This window comes from Sphingobacterium sp. LZ7M1 (genome assembly GCF_024296865.1).
Taxonomy (GTDB): domain Bacteria; phylum Bacteroidota; class Bacteroidia; order Sphingobacteriales; family Sphingobacteriaceae; genus Sphingobacterium.
The window spans coordinates 2,561,304-2,584,133 of record NZ_CP101134.1 but is presented as its reverse complement, the minus strand read 5'-3'; the positions used below and the strand labels follow the sequence as shown (position 1 = coordinate 2,584,133).

General features: G+C 39.3%; 15 protein-coding genes and 2 tRNA genes. 8 read left to right on the top strand and 9 right to left on the bottom strand.

Going from position 1 to position 22,830, the window contains the following annotated elements; genetic code table 11:
* The first annotated feature begins 209 nt into the window (after positions 1–209).
* The 4 genes from NMK93_RS11220 (at position 210) to NMK93_RS11200 (ending at position 9,038) form a co-directional block, all read left to right on the top strand.
* Positions 210–1,331 carry a hypothetical protein gene (locus NMK93_RS11220; protein WP_254527304.1) on the top strand — a complete coding sequence of 374 codons (1,122 nt, stop codon included), beginning with the start codon at positions 210–212 and terminating at the stop codon, positions 1,329–1,331.
* Positions 1,332–1,571: 240 nt separating this feature from the next.
* Entirely contained in the window at positions 1,572–5,552 is a 3,981-nt protein-coding gene (locus NMK93_RS19740; protein ID WP_302328318.1) for a LamG-like jellyroll fold domain-containing protein, read from the top strand.
* A gap of 216 nt (positions 5,553–5,768) precedes the next feature.
* Positions 5,769–6,242: a hypothetical protein gene (locus NMK93_RS11205; RefSeq protein ID WP_254527301.1), complete on the top strand. Its 474-nt coding sequence runs from the start codon at positions 5,769–5,771 to the stop codon at positions 6,240–6,242.
* A 270-nt stretch (positions 6,243–6,512) separates the two neighbouring features.
* A complete protein-coding gene (locus NMK93_RS11200) occupies positions 6,513–9,038 on the top strand; it encodes a tetratricopeptide repeat protein (protein WP_254527299.1) in 2,526 nt (841 codons plus the stop codon).
* Between the two features lie 142 nt (positions 9,039–9,180).
* Here the strand turns inward: NMK93_RS11200 and NMK93_RS11195 are convergent, their stop codons facing one another.
* From NMK93_RS11195 to NMK93_RS11180, 4 genes are all read right to left on the bottom strand, one after another.
* A complete protein-coding gene (locus tag NMK93_RS11195; protein WP_185216512.1) occupies positions 9,181–9,387 on the bottom strand; it encodes a hypothetical protein in 207 nt (68 codons plus the stop codon).
* An 84-nt stretch (positions 9,388–9,471) separates the two neighbouring features.
* Positions 9,472–10,458, bottom strand: a complete 987-nt coding sequence (locus NMK93_RS11190) for a lipoate--protein ligase (protein ID WP_254527298.1) — start codon at positions 10,456–10,458, stop codon at positions 9,472–9,474.
* Positions 10,459–10,914: 456 nt separating this feature from the next.
* A complete protein-coding gene (gene rpsU / locus NMK93_RS11185) occupies positions 10,915–11,106 on the bottom strand; it encodes a 30S ribosomal protein S21 (protein ID WP_093097788.1) in 192 nt (63 codons plus the stop codon).
* 82 nt (positions 11,107–11,188) lie between these two features.
* Positions 11,189–11,821, bottom strand: coding sequence for an HAD family phosphatase (locus tag NMK93_RS11180; protein WP_254527295.1), 633 nt, complete (start codon positions 11,819–11,821; stop codon positions 11,189–11,191).
* Positions 11,822–11,907: 86 nt separating this feature from the next.
* On the opposite strand from NMK93_RS11180, the gene NMK93_RS11175 reads away from it, so the two are divergent.
* A tRNA-Ile gene (locus tag NMK93_RS11175) sits at positions 11,908–11,981 on the top strand.
* A gap of 1,047 nt (positions 11,982–13,028) precedes the next feature.
* Here NMK93_RS11175 and NMK93_RS11170 read toward each other — a convergent pair.
* The 3 genes from NMK93_RS11170 to NMK93_RS11160 form a co-directional block, all read right to left on the bottom strand.
* Positions 13,029–13,100, bottom strand: a tRNA-Arg gene (locus NMK93_RS11170).
* 89 nt (positions 13,101–13,189) lie between these two features.
* Complete coding sequence (locus NMK93_RS11165; RefSeq protein WP_254527294.1) at positions 13,190–13,822, bottom strand: hypothetical protein; 633 nt, start codon at positions 13,820–13,822, stop codon at positions 13,190–13,192.
* 12 nt (positions 13,823–13,834) lie between these two features.
* Entirely contained in the window at positions 13,835–16,144 is a 2,310-nt protein-coding gene (locus tag NMK93_RS11160) for a TonB-dependent receptor (protein ID WP_254527293.1), read from the bottom strand.
* A 171-nt stretch (positions 16,145–16,315) separates the two neighbouring features.
* On the opposite strand from NMK93_RS11160, the gene NMK93_RS11155 reads away from it, so the two are divergent.
* Positions 16,316–16,501: a hypothetical protein gene (locus NMK93_RS11155; RefSeq protein ID WP_254527292.1), complete on the top strand. Its 186-nt coding sequence runs from the start codon at positions 16,316–16,318 to the stop codon at positions 16,499–16,501.
* Between the two features lie 98 nt (positions 16,502–16,599).
* On the opposite strand, the gene xerD is transcribed toward NMK93_RS11155, so the two are convergent.
* Positions 16,600–17,493 (bottom strand): site-specific tyrosine recombinase XerD, encoded by an 894-nt coding sequence (gene xerD / locus NMK93_RS11150; protein ID WP_254527291.1) that lies wholly within the window; start codon positions 17,491–17,493, stop codon positions 16,600–16,602.
* Between the two features lie 122 nt (positions 17,494–17,615).
* Between xerD and NMK93_RS11145 the strand changes: the two genes are divergently transcribed.
* Positions 17,616–20,474 (top strand): pitrilysin family protein, encoded by a 2,859-nt coding sequence (locus NMK93_RS11145; protein WP_254527290.1) that lies wholly within the window; start codon positions 17,616–17,618, stop codon positions 20,472–20,474.
* Positions 20,475–21,216: 742 nt separating this feature from the next.
* On the opposite strand, the gene NMK93_RS11140 is transcribed toward NMK93_RS11145, so the two are convergent.
* A complete protein-coding gene (locus NMK93_RS11140) occupies positions 21,217–21,615 on the bottom strand; it encodes a hypothetical protein (protein WP_254527288.1) in 399 nt (132 codons plus the stop codon).
* A 203-nt stretch (positions 21,616–21,818) separates the two neighbouring features.
* On the opposite strand from NMK93_RS11140, the gene NMK93_RS11135 reads away from it, so the two are divergent.
* Positions 21,819–22,805 (top strand): hypothetical protein, encoded by a 987-nt coding sequence (locus NMK93_RS11135; RefSeq protein WP_254527287.1) that lies wholly within the window; start codon positions 21,819–21,821, stop codon positions 22,803–22,805.
* Positions 22,806–22,830 lie beyond the last annotated feature (25 nt).

The following is a 22,830-nucleotide window of genomic DNA, read 5'->3' as shown; positions in this document are numbered from 1 at the left end:
GATTTATTTTAATTGATTATCTAGGGAGATATATTTTAAGCAACAAAAAATTAATCATTGATAAAATAATTATCTTTACAATTGGGTTGCAAATTAGTGATCTATTCAGGAATTAATAGGAGATAAGGAATTCGGAATGGTTTCTAAAGCTGTATAATGCTTTCCGAAATATTTCCGAAAGAACTAAGGGCTTAATTATCAAAAAAATTATGGTGGTTTTATCTAACAAGGAGGATTTGATTGAATTAATTGAACGGGTAATTGAAAAGTATGAAAAAGATACAGGCAATATCATCAATAAAAATACCAATCGGGAAAATTATGTAAAATTGGCCAAGGTCTTGAGTGAAATCAGTAAACAATTGCCGTATACTTCCTCGGACCTATTGCATGAGGAATATGAAGAAGATGTGCAGCCTAACCTTAGCTATCCTAATCGAAAATATGATATTACCGGTGGTCAATTGAAAGATGCATACTTTGGGATCGTCAATAAGCCTCGACCATATCTGATCGATGCATGTTTAATTTATCTGACGGGCAAGGGGGCTGGAGCAATTCGAGAATTTCAATGTGCAACAGCTACTCGCTGGTCTTTGCTTCAAAGAAATTTGGGGCTGAAGCCTAAAACGCTAATCACCTTACTTGTATCGAGTTTTGTCCTTATCCTGATATTTGGAATTACTGTACTTCAATTAGGCAGAAATAAGAATATTGAAACTGCTTACCAACCTACATCAGCTGAAATAAAGGCTTTATCTGGGATTTGGCTGTACTATACTGGAGCACCTCAAGCTAGATCCAATGAACCGGGACGATTTCGTCAATTTGTAAACAATATCGTGGAAGTGAAGTACCATGACGGGAGGTTTGAATTTATTCGGCATGGAGCTAATATCAATCATTATGGTCATATGGTCTACAATTCGCCGACAGTTGTGTCAATCCATAGTTATGTGAAGCGAAAGAAAAATGGGGAAGTCCTATCGCCAAGTCATTCCTTGGCAAGGATGGATAGTTTGAATAGAAGTATGGTTGCATTATCTGCTACCTGGAGCTTTGAATCAGAGAATAGGGATGAAATCATTGCTATCCGTAATCTATATAAAAAGCTGGCAGATGATGGACGTTTGTCGGAAATCAAAAATACACAGGACAATGCAGCCTGTAAATGCAAGATTATGGAATGGCGGTTTGGAAATAATAGCAAACAATTTAAACTTCAATACCAACATTTGGATAAGCACGAAAATGAGGAGTTGAAAATGAATTTGAATGAAGAAAGTATTTTATTGTTGAAGCCTCGAAAGGATGTAGTTTTGTTGGAATAAAATCATGTTTATTTACTTGAATCTTTTCATTAGTTTCTTCTTGATTATTAATAAATTATAACCGGTAATATGCTGTTCTTCAGTTTGTTGCCTACTTCCCTAAGTATTTTTGCTACTTCACTCATTTACGGTTGCTATTCACTCATAACCAAGCTTTTGCTACTGTTTAACTAGTAGTTTTAAGGTTCCATTTTTATCAATAGATAATTTGGTTCTTTCTATAATTTAAACAAAATTATCATGGAAAACTTGTTTTCATTTAAGGTTAAGGAAGGTCAGATACTTCCTGATACCGGAGTGCTCAAAAATCTGAATTGGAAGACGGTGGGAGAAGTTGGTTTGGAAGGGACGGCGATGAAGCTTTCCGATTCGCACGTGGACATGGAATTAGAAATACCGGATGATCAGCTCAATGAATTTACCTTGACATTGGAGGTAACTCCAGATCAGGTAAATGGAAATAAACAGATGATTTTTGAGAGTGAGGGGAAACCGATCTCACTTTATTTGGATCCTAACGGAAATTTGATCACAGAAATGGAAAGTGATCAAGGCGTGAAAAGTTTAATGAGTTCCGAACCAATGCCAGCAGGCAGGGCTAGTACCATTCGCGTGTTAAAATATGCCGATGGAAAGGCCGAATTGGAAGTCAACGGGAAAGTCGTGGCCACTGATGCCAATATGGGCAAAATAAATAATTGGGGCAAACAGCAATTCCGTTTAGGGGGATCCTTTAATGGTTCTGCCAATTCTTTCCAAGGGAGCATTGCTAAAATAGAAATGGAAAATGGTGCGATTAGCTCAAGCTTGCTACAGGAAAGGGCAAAAGAGGTGGGCATCATTTCGCAAAAGATTAAAGCAGCTTTAGATATTCAAAATATTTTAGTCCATATAGATTTTAATGAAGGAAGAAGTCAATTAAAAAGGATCAAGCAGGTCATGCAGTCCTTAGGGATTAAGTCTATCGATGATTTGGGTACCTTGAAGTTGGATGGGAGTAAAAGTATTAAGCCAGGCGATGTATTGATTGGCAGAAAGAGATCTTTTTTAGACTCGATTAGATGGGAGTCTGTGTCAGAAGCCTTCAATTCGGCAACCATTACCTCCAAAGTGGATATGTTGAATAATAAACTGGGGAATGCCAAGAGCTTCAAACATTTTGATATCAAGAAAACTACAGTACCTAATATACTGGGGCGAGGAGGAAACAGAAGGAGAGGTATAAATTTAGGTGCTTCCAATCCACAGTCTACCGGGATGAAATGGAAGGATCTTTTTAAGGAAACGGATGGAAAAATAGAATTAAAGAACAAGACCGATTTCAAGAAAACCTTTGAAGCGATAAACCCTTCTTTATGGCCTACTTTGATGGAAGGTTATCAGGTCATGGGAGGTCCATCTGTAATTGGGCAAAGGGAGACGGTCATCATTGCCAAAAAGATTGATTTAACCAATGTGCATTTGGAGGTTTCAGCTGATGTGGAGACCTTAACGATATATGCGGAAGAGTTGATCTGTGGGCCAGATGCGTGGATTATTTGGAAAAGGCCAGGTGGATTTACCCCGGCACGCACGGATGATCCTTATTTGAATGGTTTACCGAATTATAACCGTTCACCGCGGAGTCGAGACTATGATAACCATACCGGACGGCAAGGTGGTCGAGGAGCAGATGGTATGGTTGGGCAAAATGGAGCGGCAGGTAGAAATGCACCCAATTTAAAATTATGGGTAAAGGATTTGAAGAATCTTCCAAATATAGATTTGAATGGTGAAAACGGTATTCAAGGAGGCCAAGGACAACGCGGTGGGAATGGTGGCAATGGAGAGGGTGGACGATTTGGGAAAGCGTGGTTTTGGGGTTCTTGCTATAGTGAAGGTGGGAATGGAGGCCGTGGTGGAGACGGTGGCAACGGTGGAAATGGAGGAATTGGTGGGGTGGGAGGAAATGCCGGTAATATTTCCATCGGAGTACTTATAGGAACTTTGGAACAATCTGTTACCCAACAAAGTTTTAAATGGAAAAATCAAGGTGGACAGGCAGGTTTTGGAGGTCCCGGAGCTGAAGGTGGTGATGGTGGACAGGGTGGCAGACCGGGAAATGGAGAGGATTGCCATGGTGCGAGGGCTGGTGATACGGGAGCGAAAGGACAACGTGGTTATGATGGACCTTTGGGGCAATATAATGGACAGGATGGGGAAAATGATTTTTTTCAATTCACACAAGCTGATTGGGACGAACAGATGACCTTGCCATTTATTACTTCCGCAAGCACCTATGAAATTTTTCCCGGCGATAAAATAATCCTCAAAGGAAATGTCTTTACGAATGCTGATACCTTTATTTATGATGGAACTGTAACCTTGTCGAAAAACTTGCTCCCTGATGGTACAATGGAGGTGACCATGCCGGCCGATGCCAAGGGTGGCTCTAAGGTGATATTTTTTAGGAGAGCCTTAGATAATAAGGAAAGTAATCGCATTATTGTTCGGATCAAACCTCAACTGGATGAGTTTGTAAACGGACTGATTCCGGGTTCTTTGGTGGAGGTCACAGGAAAGGCATTTTTGGATGGAGCAGCGATCTTGGTCAATGGTCAGAGTCTACCTACCACGGTTTCGAACCCTGGAACAAAACTGAGTTTTACCATGGTAGGAGTCGATGAAGGAATGCAGGTGGGAGTTGAAAAATCCTTACTGGTCCAGAATCCTGATGGTATGCGCAGTAATGTCCGTGTTGCCAAGGTGAAAGGGATACTTGAAATTCGCTTTAAATATGGTCACAACAATTTAGGATTCCATAATCCTAACATCGGTAAGCCAAGTTGGGATACCTTTAAGGCAACCTTTGGAAGTTCAGAAGTTTGGCATGAGACGATCGATCCCATATTTGGACATCCTATCCTTACCGCTGCATTTTACGCCTTTTATTATTACTTCCTGAAAGGGAAGGGAGATGGTGGATTAGCTACTGGATTTTGTACATCGATGTCGGCCAAGGTTGCCGATAACCTATTTAATGAAAACCTGAATATCTCCACCATTCCTCAGGCAGATATTATGACTGAACTCACCGGTATACATGGCAAGTTGTTGAGCAAGGAATCTTTGCTTTATTTTCACGATTGTGGAAGAAGGGCAGGAAAGAATATTGAGACTGCCATAAGGCAGATTGAAACCACCTTCCTGAAAGGATGTGATCGAAATAATTCACCTTTGCTGTTTTTTGTTCCTTCGGGTGAGGTTTGGGATAGTGGTTATTTTGATAAGTTGAGTGATTCACATTGTATCTTCCCTTATAAATTTATATATCCTGAAAATCATCCCGGAGCCCAGCTTTCTGCTGATGGAAAAACAACGATTAATAGTTTGGATGGCGTGCAGCTCAAAGTATGGGATTGCAATAACCATGATAATGAAGATTGTTTCCTAACTTTTTCTCTAGAAGACGGAGAATTGCGATATAGCTACAACAAGAAGGCAGGCTTTACTTTAAGTAACGGAATTACCTTAGCTATGATGAGCAATGGAGCCTATAACCTGGCGGATCATGATATGCCGTTTTCTGGACCTTTTGGGCTGAGCACTTTTATTTTAGACTTTTTGTTGAGCCCAGCGGATATTGAAGTTACCGATGCTGAAGGTAGAAAGACCGGAAACTTTGATGGAAAGCTGTATAGTGATATTCCAAACAGTCATCCTTGTTATCTTATCCCTGGAGCTTATCTGTTGCCATTTGGACAGAGCTTGACCCGTAATATCAAAGGCACTGCAAATGGCAGCTATACATACAATAGTATCATGCCGGATGGAGCGATGATAAAGCTGGAAAACATAGAAACCAAGAAAGATGAACGTGATATCTTGATGGTCAATGCAGATGCTACACAGATTAGGATAAAGAGCCAAAGGAATAAACCATTGGGACTGACCTTTTCCAGGGTCATTGAAAATGAAATCCGAAGTATTAGCATAAAAGGATTGCAATTGCATGAAACCGAAGATGTGGACATGACCTTGGCACCAGACTTAAGCTTCTGTCGATTTGCTAACCCAAAGATGATCTCCGAGGTATCTGTTGAAGCTACTGTAATGGATGCTACCAAAGCTATAAAATCGCAACTGATGAAGAGCATACAGGTTCAAGCCGATGCTGACTTGGTATTTGCCATGAGTAATTGGAAGGATATGAACTTTCAATTGGATTCTATTGCTTACTAGCAAAAATCAGTGGCAAAAAGATTGATTTTGAAGCCATATTATTAAGGTTTTTGACCTGATTTACGGGTTGGCAGTTGAATAATTAAAGTATTATTAAAAAATCCCTGATTTCAGCTATAGGTATGCACTTGTTTTTGGAATAAATTTGTAATAACAATTTGAAAGTATGTTTCAATATTGGATTTGAAAACAAGTAAAAAAATAAAAAAGCATATTATGATAAGAAAATCTTTTGCATGCCTAGCCGTATTAGGCGCATTGACCCTAGGAAGTTGTGGATCTAGCTCGAAGAATGCAGCGGAATACAACAATTCAATCATTACAGTGATCAATGAGAATGAGTCACATATTGCCAATATGAACTCAGCGATGACCTCTGCGGATTATGCCAAAGCAGAAACCGTACGTGGCGAATGGGAAAAAGCTTTAAGTGCTGATATCAAGAAAGTAGAAGATCTTGGTGATTTTAACGGAGACGGTGAATTTCAGAAAGCTGTCGTGGATGGCTTAAAAGGTTACCAGAAAATCGTAACGGATTCTTATCCTAAATTGATCGAAATCCGTAAGAACAATGTTGAAGATCCAGCTACGGAAACTAAGTTGTTGGATGATATCAATAAAGCTTTTGAAGATGCTGCGAATAATGTGAACAAGGCTTCAGATGCCTTCGAAGCAAAATACAATAAGTAGGTTATTATTAAGTCAAATAAAATGGCCCTGACCTGAAGGTTGGGGCTATTTTTGTTATAATAATTCTTGATTTTAATCTATATAGAGAAATAATTCCTTTTGTTCCAAATGTAAATATATTGGCATTGAGTTTGCCTATTTCTTGACAATCCCCCTGAATGTGAATTGAATTTTTTAGTTTTGGGTATCACACTTTAGGGGGAGAACATAAATCATTATTATTTCCATCAGGAAAGAATGTTTGGGAAAGCTATGAAATACGGACGAACAATGATACTTAAACAGAGGATTCGCAATAATTACTTAAAATATATACTTACCGGAACCTTTTCCGTTATGCTGGTTGCAGGCTATGCGCAAGAAGAGAAAAAGGAGCAGGTGCCTACCAAACCATTGGAAAGAACTAAACCACAGGATATGGATTCCATTGAGGTGGTTAGGGATTACCGTCCAATGTTGGCCGATGCAGTAAAGATGCGAAGGAGTCCGGAGATGAACATCGACCGGAAAGCTTTAGAGGTCGAACTTCGCCAGATTGCCGCAAGTATGTACTTTAAGAAGAATGGTTTCAAGGAGCCATATCACTTTCCTCTTCCGCAGAAATATCCAAATGCTAAGGGCAGCAATATTGACAACAACAGGATCGGTATTATTGCCTATAGGGGTAAGGAATTTGAAAGAGCGACTTCCATTCTGAAAAAAGTAGAGCCGGGAGATGCATTTTATCAAAGCTCCATTATCGCCTTAGGCTATATGGCTCAAGAAAGCGGAGATAAACAAGGCGCTCGTGACGCTTTCTATAAAGCTTCAAGACTTAGTTTCGACGAAGATCTAAAGGCAGATGCGCTATATAACTACGCTAAAATCTTATATGACCTGGACTCTGTCCAAGCCTCCTTAGTTCCCCTGCAGCAATTTATTCAAATGACCTATGACAATCTTGACAAAGAGGAGAAAGGTTCAGAGACTACAGAAGTAAGAATGGCTAAGGTTTTGGCGGGTTCCAGCAATTTTCAGGTCGCTGTTTACCTGTTGGAATCATTCGACAATAGGGAAGAGGTTGCCGATAGGGTCTACCAGAAGATAACCTATTACAGAGGGTTGGAGTTTTACAATGAGCGTGCCTTCGAGAACAGTATTTCCATGTTCATGCGTTCCGAGAAATACCCGTTTGATAAAGAAATGGCAGCATTAGCTACCTATTGGAAGGCAGAAGCCATGTACGAGGTCCGTAAATACGGTGAAGCGGTCGATAACTTTACCAAATTCCTTCAGTTGCCCGTTGCCAAGCAAACCTCTGTGTACAATTATGCAAATTATGCCTTGGCATACTCAGCATTCCGTATCAACAGATATAGTGTGGCGGCGCAGTACTTTGAACGCTTTCTTGCATATGAAGGAGGGGGATTGGATAAAAACACCCGATTTGATGTGATTGCACGATTAGGCGATTCTTATCTGTCCATGCGAAACTATGGAAAAGCCAATGAATACTACGATCAATTGATCGATGAAAAGGCTCCAAATCAGGATTATGCCTTGTTCCAACATGGTATTATCCAAGGATTGCAGGGTGACAATGAAGCCAAGCTCAATACTTTGCGTTCAGTAGTGGAGAAATTCCCAGGATCCAATTATGCAGATGATGTGGCCTTTGAAATCCCATATATCTATTTCGTGAAAGGTGATTACGATGTTGCAATCGAAGGTTTGCAGAAGATGATCGAAAAATATCCTCGTAGTAGCTATGTTCCGAGAGCATTGATGACCATTGGGCTTGTCCAATACAATAAAGACGATTCCGAAGCTGCAATGGCTACCTTTCAGAAAATTGTAAAGGATTACTCTAAAACCAGTGAGGCCTCACAAGCATTGCTATCCATAGAAAATATATATCTTGATCAAGGTGATGCTACCAGTTATATCCAATATGCTACCAGTACGAATATCACTGACCTGAGTCCAGCAGAACAGGATAACCTAGCTTTTCAAGCCGGTAATACCTTATTCAACAGAGGGCAATATGGTCCAGCTGTGGAAGCCATCAATGCCTATTTTGATAAATTTCCGAAACCTAGGCAAGAGAAACATGCGCGATACATCAGAGGGGTGAGTTTATATCATACGAACCGACCTGAGGAAGCCTTGCATGACCTAAACATCATTCTGAATGACTGGACAAGCCAGTACACCGAGAAAACCTTGATGACTGTCGCTGCACTGTACCTGAAACTGAAGGAATACAACGAAGCTATCGTGCACCTCAAAAAACTGGAACTCAATTCAGATTATAAGGATAACTATGGCTATGCCATTACCAACCTGATGATCTGTTATTATGAAATCGGTGACTATGAGCAGATGCAGAATTATGTGGAACTGATCAAGAATTACAATAATGCAACCGAGGCAGAAATTGCAACCGCCCATCTCTATAGCGCCAAAGCCTATGAGAAAGAAGGGAATGCAGAGTCTGCTTTGAAGGAGCTGAATCTGGCAGCACTGAAAAGTAAGGCTACAGCCAGTGCAGAAGCTAGGTACCGTGTAGCTGAATTACAATATGCCAAGAAACAATACACAAAAGCACAGGAATCAGCCTTTGATGTAATCAATAACATGGATAACAATGATTATTGGGTTGCAAAGAGCTTTATCCTGCTTGCTGATACCTATGCCCGCAAAGGGGATGCTGTTCAGGCAAGAAGTACTTTGGAGAGTGTTATTGAAAATTACGAAGGCGATGATGATATCATCCCTGAAGCAAAAGATCGTTTGCAGAAATTGAAAAAGAAGTAAAAGTTTTATTAATGAGTTTTACAGCTCTAAATAAGACCATAAACAATAGAAAAAGCCTTTCAGGACATCCTTGAAAGGCTTTCTTTTTTATAAGGATTCAAGACATGAAATTATGTAAATACCTTATCCTCCATATTTTCTATTAAATTATTAATGTAACGGAATAAAAAAGGGTGTAATATGCATTGGTATCTTTTACCCATTGAACCTGAACAGGAAGCACATTCTTTATGTCCTTGATATTATTTTCCTCAATGTAGGCTTTTATCTTTGCCTCTATTTTTATTCCACCAGTATTTTTTTCATTGGCATGAACATCGACGCTGCCCGTTATTACCTTTATTTCCATATAAATATTTTTGCTGTTATGATTATAGATTGGGATGTGTTGACCTGAATCTTAAATTCTCATCGCCACAGCCTAGCATTCCATCTACCTAAATATAGAGATGATTTCATCCACCGTCACCTTACCAAAATAAGATGTAAGATCAACAGAATTTAGCAAAACCCGAATATCATTTTCATTGTGATTGATTCCAACAAGCTTGTTTTCCAATTCTTCAATAGGTTTAGAGGCAAAGAAATCTCCGAAGATCTTTACCGCATTGATCACTCCGCCCTGTAAAACATCCATATGGAGCTCTATAAATCCAGATGGTACTTTGATCGCATTCTTGAAGTTATACATGGGCGAAAAACCAAAGTTCCAATCCCAAGTACCATACTTTTCAGCGATTAACTTTTCTACAGCTTTCACGTCTTCATCCGTCAGTTCATAAACCCTCGCTTGAGGATCATCAATCATCATCTGATCGATTAAGGCTTGTTTAATATGATCTATGCTCACTTGTTCAGGTAAGTATTCCTTCAGGTTTATCACCCTTGAACGATTGGATTTTACGGCCTTATCCTGAAACTTTAATGGATTTATCTTCAAAGCATCCGCCAAAATACTCATCTCCGAATCAAACAATATGGTGCCATGTTGGATCATCTTACCAGCTTTGGCAAGCTTTGCATTCCCACTGAACTTCTTGCCATCCACCAATAGGTCATTTCGTCCTTCCAAGCGGGCAGGGATTCCAAACTGATGTAGTACGTTGAGTACTGGCTGAGTGAACTTAGCGAAGTCCATAAACTCTTCTTCAATTAACTTAGTATGGAAAGAAAAATTCAGGTTCCCTAAGTCATGGTACACCGCCCCTCCACCAGACATCCTCCGAACCACTTTAATACCATTCTCCTGAACATATTCTAGATTGATCTCTGCCAAAGTGTTCTGGAACTTTCCTACAATGATTGCAGGTGCATTGATGTACAATAGAAATATAGGCTCAGTAGGATATTTGTAAAGTAAATATTCTTCTAGCGCAATGTTGAAATATGCATCAATAGAAGATGAATCGATAATTAACATATTTTTTATAGGATAAAATCAAAGCTACTGAAAATTTAAAGGAATTGGGATTTGCCGGATTTCAGGAAACCAATTATTTCTGAAATGAATGAGGAGATAGAAGCTTGTTTAGATAACCCCTGGAGGGGGTGAAATATTTTTCTATACCTTTTTGTGTCACCCTGAGGGCAGCCCCGAAGGGTCTCGGAACTATCCACAATCATTTGAAATAGATTGTTCATCTTACGATGACAACGATCATTAAAAAAAATAAAAATAGATTCTTCGTTTTACTCTGAATCCCTCTCTGAGATCTTGTATTCCTCTGGTGACAATGGAAAAGGATAGCTTATTTGTGACTTAAATCCTGCAGGGGAGCAGAAGTATTTTAGGTTAAATCAAAGTTGATGTTCGCTGGAAAACGCTCAACTATATAGAATAAAAAAAAGCTGCCCTTGAGCAGCTTTTTTTATATCATTACGCATTATCTTGATTTAAAGATTGCTTATAAATAGCCTTCTTAACTTGGATACGACGAGCAACAGATTTTTTCTCATAAGCTTGACGCGAACGTAATTCTCTTAAAACACCAGTCTTCTCGAATTTCTTCTTGAAACGTTTTAATGCTCTATCTAGAGATTCTCCTTCTTTTACATTTACAATAATCATAGCTTTTTTGTATACCTCCTTCCGTCGTGAAAATTCTTGGTCTGCAAAGATAAGTAAAGCAATGACATTACGCAAGGTAATTCTAATATAATTTCAAGTCAGCAACAATCTGCTCCAATGGCCTCTCTGCGCTGCACAGAACTGTCTGGATACCTAGCTTTTTGGCTCCTTCCAAATGTTGCGGACTGTCATCAACAAACAGCGATTCTTCAGGAATTAGATTGTTCTGCTCCAATACGCGTTCAAAAATCGCAGCATCGGGCTTGCGTAATCCCTCTAAATGGGAATAATATGTCCGTTCAAAAAACACATCATTGCTTGGGACGCCATATTTCTCCTGGATATGGTTCATGCAATATGCATAGTGCAGTTCATTATTATTGCTACAAAGGAAAGTACGGTAATTGTCCCTTAGATTCTCCAAGATTTCGTGCTTTCCTTCTGGTACACCAAGCAACAAGGAATTCCATGCGGTATCTATCTGTTCATCGCTCAAATCGTATCGATCGGCCTTTTTACGGACGCCATCCCGAAACTCCGGAACAGAAATCTCACCTTTGTCAAAAGCATCAAACAAAGAGTCCTGACCATGATGTCCAAAAAAATCATCCACGTTTTTAATCCCTAAATCCATAAAGGCTTGACGCACTTTAGGAAAGTCAATCATAAAGATTACATTTCCATAATCCAGAATAACATTTTTAACTTTTTGCATATAAAAATTTTGTTTTCTCGTCTCAAATATCGATAATTGCATCGTCAAAACGGGTATCCTATACCCATTTTAACAGCACAAAAACTGCGCCTATAGCTCAGTCGGTTAGAGTAGAAGACTCATAATCTTTTGGTCCCTGGTTCGAGCCCAGGTGGGCGCACAGAACAAACTCCCTCACCATTAAATGGTTGAGGGTTTTTTGTTGGAACTAAGCAAGCGTAAATTAGCGAACGCATAAATTAGCTTTTAAAATTTTTGATATAGGACCTCATGGCGATTCCATTATTTGAGCTAACATGTCAGGTTAGCCTAGAGATAGCGCAAAAAGATGTTCGATTAATCGAACATCTTTTTGCATTAAGCCTTTTGTTCGATACCATTTCTAAAATAATTCTGCCCTTCTAGGGTAGAATGTCGCATAAAAGCTTTCCTTTTCCGGTGTCAACCTGAGGCACGAAGGTTCTCGGAACCATACAAACAATGATTGAACTGGCGAACAGGTCATCCATCTTCGATGGATAATGACAGCAGGTAGAGGCATTCTCGTACAGATTCTTCACTTTCCGTTCAGAAATGGATATTCCTGAGAGGGATTCAGAGCACAGCGAAGAATCTATTTTTTATTTTTTAGGGATCGTTGTCATTCCGTAATCGTAAGATGAGGAAACTATTTTCTTTAGAAAGATTTGCAGAAAAATATTTCACCCACGCTGTGGGTTATCCCTTGGACGCTACAACATTCTACAAAGATGTCAGCCTCGCTAGGGGTTTTTGATTAGAATAATTAGTATTTAGACATGTTGGACCAAGTTGGTCCTTTTTTTATACCCCTAGTTTTTGGAGAATATTCTTGCCATGGAGAAGGTTTGTTTTTAAAATATTAGAAGGATCTGCTCATAAAATGATAAAATAACCCTGTTTTTTTGACTGAAAATTTGGGGATATAGTAGGGGTTTTATTCGAGGCATGTTCGAGAATGATTCGGGAATAGTATTGGAATACTATTGCTCATTTTGCGAATTTTCAATATATGTCTCGAATGAGGTCAGAATTAAGGCTGCAAGTATTGGCTAAATATAAAAAGATAAAGGTTAAGGTCCTGTTTCCAATTTTTATCAATTTGGAAAAGTTTTCGTTTGGCAGGAGTCTAAATAATTAATACTCCCTACTAAACACTAAAAAAGCCGCTCAAAGCGGCTTTTTTCAGTACCTTCGGTAGGAATCGAACCTACATCATCAGAACCGGAATCTAACATTCTATCCATTGAACTACGAAGGCGGCTCGCCAAAAATAATACTTTTTATGGGTTTTATATAACAATAGCCTGCTGATTTTAGCAAGCTATTGATTTTGAGCCTCTCAATATATTAATGACCTTCGTGGTCTTCTGCTACAAGGTGGAATTCCACTTTAAGGTCTAGGTCGTTTGCACCACCGAATTTGTTGAAATCTGGATTGAAGATGTCAGTTTTAGGATTGATCGTATTCTTAACGCCAGGGTTTAAGTGACGCATCAAATAACGGAAGGTAAAACTGTCTGAAGCTTTCAAAACGGTGATATAACCTGTAACACCTACGTTAGCGGCTTTTCCATCAGCTGTCTTGTCGCTGTATTCAGCTGCAAGGGTACCTGCTGGCGCTCCTAAAAGGAATGCAAAATGCTGATCGGCACGGTCGATGAAGGTCTGCTGACTTTCGCGACCTGCGAAATCCTTAACCATGAGGTTGAATCGGTATGATTTACCTACTTCCAAATGAACATGAGCGCCAACTGGTGGAAGGAATTTCTCGCCTGTAAACTCCACTTTTTCAATTTCAGGATTAGCGATATCATGGTAGTGGTAATGGTCATCGTGTTTTTCAGCTTCCACTTCGGTAAAGGTCAAGGTAGCTGCACTTACTTCTTCTTGGTCTACTTCAGGAGTAGGATCATCTTTAGAACAAGATTGGAAAGTGAAGAAAGAAGCTAATATGAATAAAATAAAGATGTTTGATTTCATGATGTAATTTTTTTAGAATTTATAGTTAAGTGATAGAATAAGATTCCTTCCTGGGCGGTGGGCATAGTACCTAAAACGGTCCATGTAATCTTTGTAGCTTGTATTGAAAAGATTTTCAACGGCCAAGGAAAGTTGGAGCTGTTGTTTATTAATAGTTAGTGGATGTGTAATATATGCATGAAATAATTGGTATGCAGCTGGAGGAGCAACGTAATCCGTTCCTTCAGTATACCTATTCTGTTTGGCTACATACTCATGGCTCAGCTTAATATATCCTTTTTCAGGACCAGCATAATACCACTGTACGGCATTTTGTATCCTGTCTGAAGGGATATAGGGCAAGAAAGTGTCGGTACTGATGTTCTTGGCCCGGACTAGGCTAGCTTGCAGGGTGTATTGAAGGATTGGCATAAACTTCCATTTCAATTGAAGGTCTGCACCATAGAATAGCGCTTTGTCCTGTCCATAACTAAATACTGGAAAGGTACCACGGATGGTCTGGCGCACAGAATCTGGATTTGGCGCAGCGTAGATATAGTTATGGATATATTGTCCAAATACATCTGCTGTCAAGGCTAAAGTTTCAGATTTATGGGAAATGGAATGAACCCATTTTAATCCTTGCTCTGCTTTGAGGTCCAAGTTTCCGATTTCATAGATGCCGGCACCGTGGTGTACACCATCGCTGTACAGTTCGTTGGCCGTAGGCGCACGCCAAGCAAGGCCAATGCTGCTTTTGTATTGCCAAGTAGGATTGATGTTGTACGCTGCGGCAATGGAGCCAGAGAGGTTATGGAAGCTTCGCGTATCCTCCAACAAATATTGCTGAGGGACTGACTGTTCTTTATCGGTATATTTATAACGATATCCTGCTGCGTCGAAATACCGATAGTCGTAGCGCCAACCTGCTTCCAATAGCCATTTGTCGAATTGGAATTGATGGATCCCGAAAATGCCCAGGGAATAGTTATCGAAGTTAGGGATGATAGGAGTGGTACCCGTTCCGGCGGTATTATTGTTTACCTGGTTACCTAGATCGATCCCAAAACTATGCGATTTAGCCTTCAGCATCACTTCGAGTTGTTGTGTGGTCAATACCATATCCGACATGGGAATATTGTCTGCAACTGCTCTGCGCATATCAAATTCCTTCCTATGGTTCTGCTGGAAAGAATATTGGGCTTCCAGTTGAAGTCCGCTGTTCAGTTTGTATTGATATTTTAATTTCCCTAATTGATGGGTTACATCTTGTTTAGGGGCATTGATCTTATAGCTGAAATCGTATTTTTCAAATGGTTCCCCATTTTCTATCCGCGCATAGATATCTTCGATACTTCCTATATGGGCACCATAGAAAACCCCCAGTTCAGTTGAAAATCTGCTGTAATATGCTTCCAAGAAATTGTTTTCCTTGCGGTACTGTACCGTTCCGGAGAAATTGATCTCTTCAACGCCGGTATTTCCCAATATATAATTTGGAATCCTGCTATCGCCAAGTTTTTTACCTGAACCTTGAAGTTTCCAAGCTAAGCCTTCGATGGATTTAATTCCGCCTTGTAATTGTAAGTTGGCAGATCCACCGCGTCCATTGGACTGGGCAATAAGATCGGCTCGGCCTTGGAATTTGTTAGGGTCGATTTGCTGTGCTTTCGCGATCAAAACTCCACCCAATGCATCAGCGCCATAGCGAACTGCCTGTGCACCTTTGATGACTTCAAATTCATCTGCCGTAAAGGGATCCATTTCTGGAGCATGTTCCATTCCCCATTGCTGTCCTTCCTGTTTCACTCCGTTGTTCAGGAGGATGATCCGGTTGGAATGCAAACCATGAATGACCGGTTTTGCCACAGAATGGCCTGAATTAAGGATGGAAACACCCGATAGCTGAGAAAAGACTTCAGCGGCTAACTTACCTTTGCTTTTTTCGATCTGTTCCTTATCGAGCTTAGCCCTTACGGCTGCTCGCTGTTCTTCAACCTGTGCAGAAACATGTACAGCATCGATTTTCTCGGTAAAGCTTTTTAGCTTGATTTTCAGTACTGTATCGTTATCCACATGGATGGGTTGTTCAAAGTTTTCATAGCCTAAGGCCGTAACTTTTAGCGTAAGATGCTGATGTCCTTGGCCAACCTTGATCTTAAAGTTTCCATGGATATCGGATGAGGTACTGATGTCGGAGTTTTGGATACTGATATTTGCTGCAAATATCGGCTGATCCTGCTCGTCCATGACAATACCTTTTATATATTGATTGGAGTTGTCCTGAGCTACAGCGCTATTTATTAGAAATAGGATGAGCACAGTCCATGCATATTTCAACATGTATTGTTATAAAAAAAGGGTATTAAATGCTATATATTACACGTTTGTGGTAAAATAGTCATAGGGAGGGGCCCGGAGGCTTTTGCTGGATTTGGGTTCCAATATCGGAGCTTCAAAAACTAGGATGCTTTGAATGCTATTTAATAGAAAACCTTTCGGATTAGATTCCCAATGGAAGGGGTTTTCAATCTGTATGCCTTGCTGAAAGAAAAGAAAACAATAGTGACAGTCCTCTCCGTGGGAATGATCGTGCTGATGTTTATGGTTTACTTCGCAGGCATCTTGGTTTTCATGGGAATGATCATGGCGGTGCAAAACGATCAGGCTGATGGAAAGGAACATGATGCCAATCCATAAGGATGATATTACCTGTTTATACGACCTCAATAATCTAATCACAGTGCAAAGATAAGTTAAATGCAATGCTGTTGCAAATTAAATTAAACTTTGTTGCATTATGACCTAGGGTGAAACTGGGTAATTACACTTTGTAGGTATTCTTTGTCGATGTGAGTATAAATTTCGGTAGTCGTAATGCTCTCATGGCCAAGCATATCCTGTACTGCCCTTAAGTCTGCACCACCTTCAACCAGGTGGGAGGCAAAACTATGGCGAAAGGTGTGGGGGCTGATCTCTTTGCTCAGACCAATCTTATTGGCGAGGTCTTTAATGATCAAATAGATCATGACTCGGGACAATGGTGCGCCCCTGCGATTTAAGAAAACATAATCTTCTTTGCCAGGTTTGATTACCTGATGTACACGGATCTCGTCCAAATAAAGCTTTAGGAACTTGATCGCTTGCTGACCTATTGGGATAAGTCGTTCTTTATTTCCCTTTCCTTCCACTTTTATGAACTCCACATCAAGGAAGAGATTCGATATTTTGAGGTTGCAAAGTTCAGAGACCCGAAGTCCACATCCGTATAGGATTTCGAGGATGGTTTTGTTCCGCATGCCTTCTGGCGATGAAAGATCAATGCCAGCGATAAGTTCGTCGATTTCTTGGATACTGAGAACAGCAGGGATTTTTCTGGAAAGGCGAGGGGACTCGATCAATTCAGCTGGAATATTTGGAAAGCCATGTTCAATCTGAAGGAATCCGAAGAAAGTCTTAATGCCAGAAAGGAGTCGGGCTTGGGTGTATTCGGAAACGGCGAATTCATTGATCCATTGCAGAAATTGCTGTATATGTTGGGTTTGGAATTGCTTCAGTTCAATTTGTTGTAATTCGGCAAAACTCTGAAGTTTTTGGACGTCATTTAAATAGGCTGCAATACTATTGTCACTCAATCCTCTTTCCAATAATAAGTAACGTTTAAAATCCCTTTTTGTCAGTTCCCAATCCATTTGTTAAAAATATATAATTCTATAGTTTGAATAGAAGATTTGTTTTAAAGCTAAATAAATTTATTGTAGATTGCTTTCCAAATATAATTTAGTAACCATTCTAGTAAATTTTTTTTGAAATTATGAAACTTCTAAAACCCTTGGCATTAGCATTTTTATTGCCTTTTGCAACAGAAATGGCTAGTGCTTATGTGCCAACAAACTTTAACCCAGAGGCGAAGGTCATCTTGATGAATGACTCGCTGAAATGGGACGCTAAATTGCCATTTGATAAAGATGTTATTAAAGGCAAGTTAGCAAATGGATTTCAATACTATATACGCAAAAACTCGGAACCGGAAAAACGTGTGACCATGTACTTGGCGATGAAAGTCGGTTCTATCCTGGAAAATGAAAAGGAATTGGGATTGGCGCACTTTATGGAGCACATGAACTTTAATGGTCTTAAACATTTCCCTAAGAATGATTTGATTGACTATTTGCAAAAAGCAGGTGTCCGTTTTGGATCGGACTTGAATGCCTATACCAGTTTTGATGAAACTGTCTATCAATTGCCTATTCCTTCTGATGATCCTGAATTGTTAAAAAATGGATTACAGGTAATGCGTGATTGGGCACAGGATGCCTTGTTGGAAACCGACGAGATCAATAAGGAGCGTGGCGTAATCATGGAAGAGATGCGTGGTGGTAGAGGCGCTCAGCAACGTATGCGTGATCAGTACATCAAGGTGATGTTAAATGGCTCGCGCTATGCAGATCGTCTTCCAATCGGAACGGAACAGGTGATCATGAATTTTGATCCGGAGGTAATCCGTAATTTCCATGCTGAATGGTACCGTCCTGATCTGCAATCTTTAATTATTGTAGGGGATGTAGATCCTCAGCAGATGGAGGCGGAAGTGAAAAGATTGTTCTCGGACATGAAGGTTCCTAAGACCATCAAACCGCGTACAGAATACAAGGTTGATCTATTAAACAAGAACCAATTCATTAAGGTAACAGATCCAGAAATGACCTATACGGTTGGTCAGATCATGATCAAGCACCCAGAAGAAAAGGTAAGCACGGTCAAAGACTATAGAAGAGAATTATTGAAGGATGTCTTTAACCAAATGATCAATGCCCGTTACAGTGAATTGAGTCAATCTGCTAATCCTCCTTTCATTCAAGGTGGTGTGGATATCTCGGGATTCCTTGGCGGATTGGATAATTTAGGTGCATTTTTCGTTTCTAAACCTGGACAGTTCGAAGAAGGATTTAAAGCAGTGGTCAGAGAATTGGACCGTTTCCAAAGGTTTGGTTTTACAGAAACTGAATTTAAACGCGCTGTCAGCTCAATTGCGAAAAATAATGAGACTTCTTATGTGGAGCGTGACAAAAGAAAGTCAGATAGCTATGTAAATGCTTATCTGAACCATTTCTTGAAGGATGGTCCGGCATTGAGCAATGAGGATCGCTATGAAATCACGAAACAATTATTACCGACATTGACCCTAAAAGAGGTGGAAGCAGTTGGTAAGGAATTCTATAAGGATATAAACCGAGATGTTTTGATCTTGGCTCCGGATGCAGAGAAAGACAAACTTCCTGAAGAAGCCGCTGTAAATTCATGGTTTGCAGCTATCGAAAAGGAAGATCTAAAACCGTATGATGATAAGGTTTCTGATTTACCAATGTTATCTAAGACGCCAGTGAAGGGTTCGATTAAATCTGAAAAATCTATCGACGGCATTGAAACCAAGGAATTGACCTTGAGCAATGGCGTTAAGGTTTTATTGAAACCAACCAAATTCAAGAATGATCAAATCATGATCTCTGCTTATAGCCCAGGTGGTACTTCATTATATTCAGATGCTGATTATATGTCTGCAACTTTTGCTGGAAATTTAGTGAACAGTTCAGGTATCGGACAATTGAATACCGTGGAATTGCAGAAAAGCTTGACCGGCAAGGAAGTCAACATTAGCCCTTACATTACGGAGCGTTCTGAAGGGTTGAGAGGTGCTACAGACAAGGAGAGTTTGAAAACTGCCTTCGAAATGGTCTATGGATACTTTACCGAGCCTAGAATTGAGGATGATGTGTTCCAAAGTACCATTAGCAAGCAAAAGGACATGATGGCAAACCGTGACAACGATCCAAACTTCGTTTACAGTGATGCTATACAGCGTACGCTTTATGGAAATAGCATCCGTCGTGTTCCTTATGGTATTAACGAACTTGATAAAGTGAACCAAGCTAGAGCGTTAGAGATCTATAAAGATAGATTTGCCGATGCTTCTGATTTTACTTTTGTGATTGTTGGTTCCTTCACTGAGGAAGAAATCAAACCATATTTAGAAGAATATGTTGCTTCATTGCCAACAACAAACCGTGCTGAAAAGCCTAAGGACCTGAACCTTTATGAAAAAAATAAGGGAGTTGAGAAAATCGTAAATAAAGGTAAAGAGGCGAAGGCCATGGTTCGTTTGACCTTATATGGAGATTATACCTATAATGAGCAGGAGAACATCAATGCAAGCGCTGTGGAGACTATTCTAACCAATAAATTGATCGAGCGCCTTCGCGAGGAAGAAAGTGGTGTTTATGGAACTGGAGCAAGGTTCTCCTACAGTAAATTCCCTAAACCAAGATATTCCTTCCTGATCGTTTTTGGAACAAGTGTGGACAAATACCCTTCCTTGATCAACTCATCCATGGATGAGATCAAAAAGTTAAAAGCCAATGGTCCATCACAGGTTGATCTGGATAAGTTCAAGATTGAAGAAAAGCGTCAGTTGGAATTAAGCCTAAGGGAAAATGGTTTCTGGGCAAGTGAAATACTTGGTTCAGTTCAGAATCAAACGGATCCAACCAATGTTACCCGTTATCTGGAAGAACTAGATAAAGTAACCGTGGAGTCTGTCAAAGAAGCCGCAAATAAGTACCTGAAAGAAGAAGACTTCTATAAGTTTATTCTCCTTCCGGATGCAACTAAATAAAAACAAAAACCCCCGCCTTAAAACGGGGGCTTTTTGTTTTTAGACATCAGACAATAGACATCAGACAAAAGATCTTCAGCTTTCACAGAATAATTTTCTTTTTTGGGATTGTTAGAAGGATGGGGCAGGAAAGGAATCAAATTTGGTAGGGGCATCGCATACGGCCAAATGCATTTGAACCAGGATGGAAGGGATTGGTGGATAGACCAAGATCATGGAATGAACCGGGAACCTAAGGATTAGAGGATAGACCAAGATTGCAGCAATATGGGGTTAGAAAGGTGTCAAATTTGGTAGGTAAAGACCCCCTTTTGGGGTTCCATTATTTTAGCAGAGATGGAACGCTAGCCTGGAGGTCGCGCAAAAACGCTGTTCGATTAATCGAACAGCGTTTTTGCATTAACCCTGTATTGTTCGATACCATTGCTAAAATAATACTGCCCTTCTAGGGCAGTATGCCGTAAAAAAGATATTTTTCTGGAAATTAAACTTGGGATTGCTTAGCTAGAAACATAGTTCTAACCAACTTGTAATTGGTAAGCACGAAAATTCTCAGAATAAACACAGCATATTTCTCTATGAAATTTTATGTTAGCCATTTTGGCGTACAGTTCCTCAATCGAAGATTGAGGATTACATTTTTTTTTAAAGAATTGGGAGTGCGATAATAGTTTTGCTGCTCTAGCCGTTTCGACGTCTTGTTGTCTTATGTCTAATGTCTTGTGTCTAATGTCTAACCACCTTACTTCTCCTTCATCTTCACGTATTTATGTGAATAGCAATCAAAGCAGTCTTCTTGTAGGACAAGGGTGCTATCTTGTCGGTAAACAAATACCTTATGTGGGGCTTCATTGAGCAGCCAGCTGTCCTTGTTATTGAGCATGGACTTGGTCAAGGTGAGTTTATAGGGCAGGGTGGAAGTCAGTTCACCATTTTCGTAGTAGTACACGCTGTCTTTTGTTATTTGCAGATGCTTGATTTCGCGGGTAGATTCGGGTGTTTTCGTGATTCCGGCAAATCCGCCAGAGGTTTCAATCCATTGCCAATTCCCCATGATTTTTGGAGGTTTTGTGCTGCTGCCTTGGTTGCTTGCGCAGGCAGCCAAAAGGGGGATGAAATATATAAAATTGAGCTTTCTCATAGATTTTGTTTTTAGCCATACAGTCTAAAATAAGTAAACGGTAAAATATTTCAATTGTTTTGATTAGATGGGATACCTCAATTTTTAGCTATGATTTGAACCTGAAAAATTATTTGATAAAAAACCCATTTTTCATTAATCTTTTGACTGTTTCGATTGTCATAAAACATATATTTACATTTATTAACTGTTTGATAAAAATTATGAAATCACATTCTATTAAAATCATTGCTTTTTCATTATTCGTATTTATTTCGTGCTCAAAAGAAAATAATATTCCAATACGGGAAGATGAAGAGCAGTATAAATTTGTTTCTATTGCTGTTGATGATAAAAATGATGAATTTTTGGTTGATGAGCTTAATGCAGACCAGATTTATCCAGGAAGGATATTCAATTTAAAAAGTCAACAAAATGGATTTGACTTGGATTATTTTGATGCGTATAAAAAGCAACCAATAAGTTTCAGTATCTCCCAAATGAATCTTGCTTTCGAGAATGAAAAATTTGAAAGTTTCAAGCAGTTTCAGGACCTTATGATAGAAAATAAAGATAGAGCGGTAAAATATTTGGAATCAACTGCTGGTTCTGGACTATATTTTAATGATTTCAATATGTTTAAGGGCTATTTTGTTAATGTGAAGGAAAGAGATCTATTCTATAAGGAGATGTTGGGTTACAAAGACGTAAAGAACAGCGTATTTGGTTTTGACAAAAGTTTGACTGTAAATCCACGAATGGATTTACCTGATCAAAATGAATTGATCTTGCAATCTGATTATGACAAAATAAAAATCAACAATCCTGATCTGTATTATGTTAATTGGGTCTATTATGGTCTGGTTTCTTATTATGTCCTGCAATCAGACTTTCCTCAAGCGGAATTTGTTAATGCATATGAAAAATGCGTAAAGGATATTAAATTATCTGCTCAAGAAATGAAAGTTTTAGATGAAACAAGATTCGTTGTTTATCATCGTAATAGTGGCATGAAAGAAACGTTAATTGAGAAGGCGACAGGAGCTGAAAAAATCAATAGTTTATTTAAACGTTGGACAAAGATTAAAAAGGAAAGTATTTTGGAATTGAATTATCCATTATATTTTACAGCTGTAAAATTGGGTAGTTTCAGTAAATATTTTCAGGAGTATAAGTATGATTATATGATAAAGCAATTAGTTGTTAACTAATCCACATTTAGGATTAAAAAAAAGC

Excerpts from the sequence above, each read along its gene's own strand:
- NMK93_RS11220 (WP_254527304.1), top strand. The coding sequence starts at position 210 with ATGGTGGTTTTATCTAACAAGGAGGATTTGATTGAATTAATTGAACGG.
- NMK93_RS19740 (WP_302328318.1), top strand. The coding sequence starts at position 1,572 with ATGGAAAACTTGTTTTCATTTAAGGTTAAGGAAGGTCAGATACTTCCT.
- NMK93_RS11205 (WP_254527301.1), top strand. The coding sequence starts at position 5,769 with ATGATAAGAAAATCTTTTGCATGCCTAGCCGTATTAGGCGCATTGACC.
- NMK93_RS11200 (WP_254527299.1), top strand. The coding sequence starts at position 6,513 with ATGATACTTAAACAGAGGATTCGCAATAATTACTTAAAATATATACTT.
- NMK93_RS11195 (WP_185216512.1), bottom strand. The coding sequence starts at position 9,387 with ATGGAAATAAAGGTAATAACGGGCAGCGTCGATGTTCATGCCAATGAA.
- NMK93_RS11190 (WP_254527298.1), bottom strand. The coding sequence starts at position 10,458 with ATGTTAATTATCGATTCATCTTCTATTGATGCATATTTCAACATTGCG.
- rpsU (WP_093097788.1), bottom strand. The coding sequence starts at position 11,106 with ATGATTATTGTAAATGTAAAAGAAGGAGAATCTCTAGATAGAGCATTA.
- NMK93_RS11180 (WP_254527295.1), bottom strand. The coding sequence starts at position 11,821 with ATGCAAAAAGTTAAAAATGTTATTCTGGATTATGGAAATGTAATCTTT.
- NMK93_RS11165 (WP_254527294.1), bottom strand. The coding sequence starts at position 13,822 with ATGAAATCAAACATCTTTATTTTATTCATATTAGCTTCTTTCTTCACT.
- NMK93_RS11160 (WP_254527293.1), bottom strand. The coding sequence starts at position 16,144 with ATGTTGAAATATGCATGGACTGTGCTCATCCTATTTCTAATAAATAGC.
- NMK93_RS11155 (WP_254527292.1), top strand. The coding sequence starts at position 16,316 with ATGGAAGGGGTTTTCAATCTGTATGCCTTGCTGAAAGAAAAGAAAACA.
- xerD (WP_254527291.1), bottom strand. The coding sequence starts at position 17,493 with ATGGATTGGGAACTGACAAAAAGGGATTTTAAACGTTACTTATTATTG.
- NMK93_RS11145 (WP_254527290.1), top strand. The coding sequence starts at position 17,616 with ATGAAACTTCTAAAACCCTTGGCATTAGCATTTTTATTGCCTTTTGCA.
- NMK93_RS11140 (WP_254527288.1), bottom strand. The coding sequence starts at position 21,615 with ATGAGAAAGCTCAATTTTATATATTTCATCCCCCTTTTGGCTGCCTGC.
- NMK93_RS11135 (WP_254527287.1), top strand. The coding sequence starts at position 21,819 with ATGAAATCACATTCTATTAAAATCATTGCTTTTTCATTATTCGTATTT.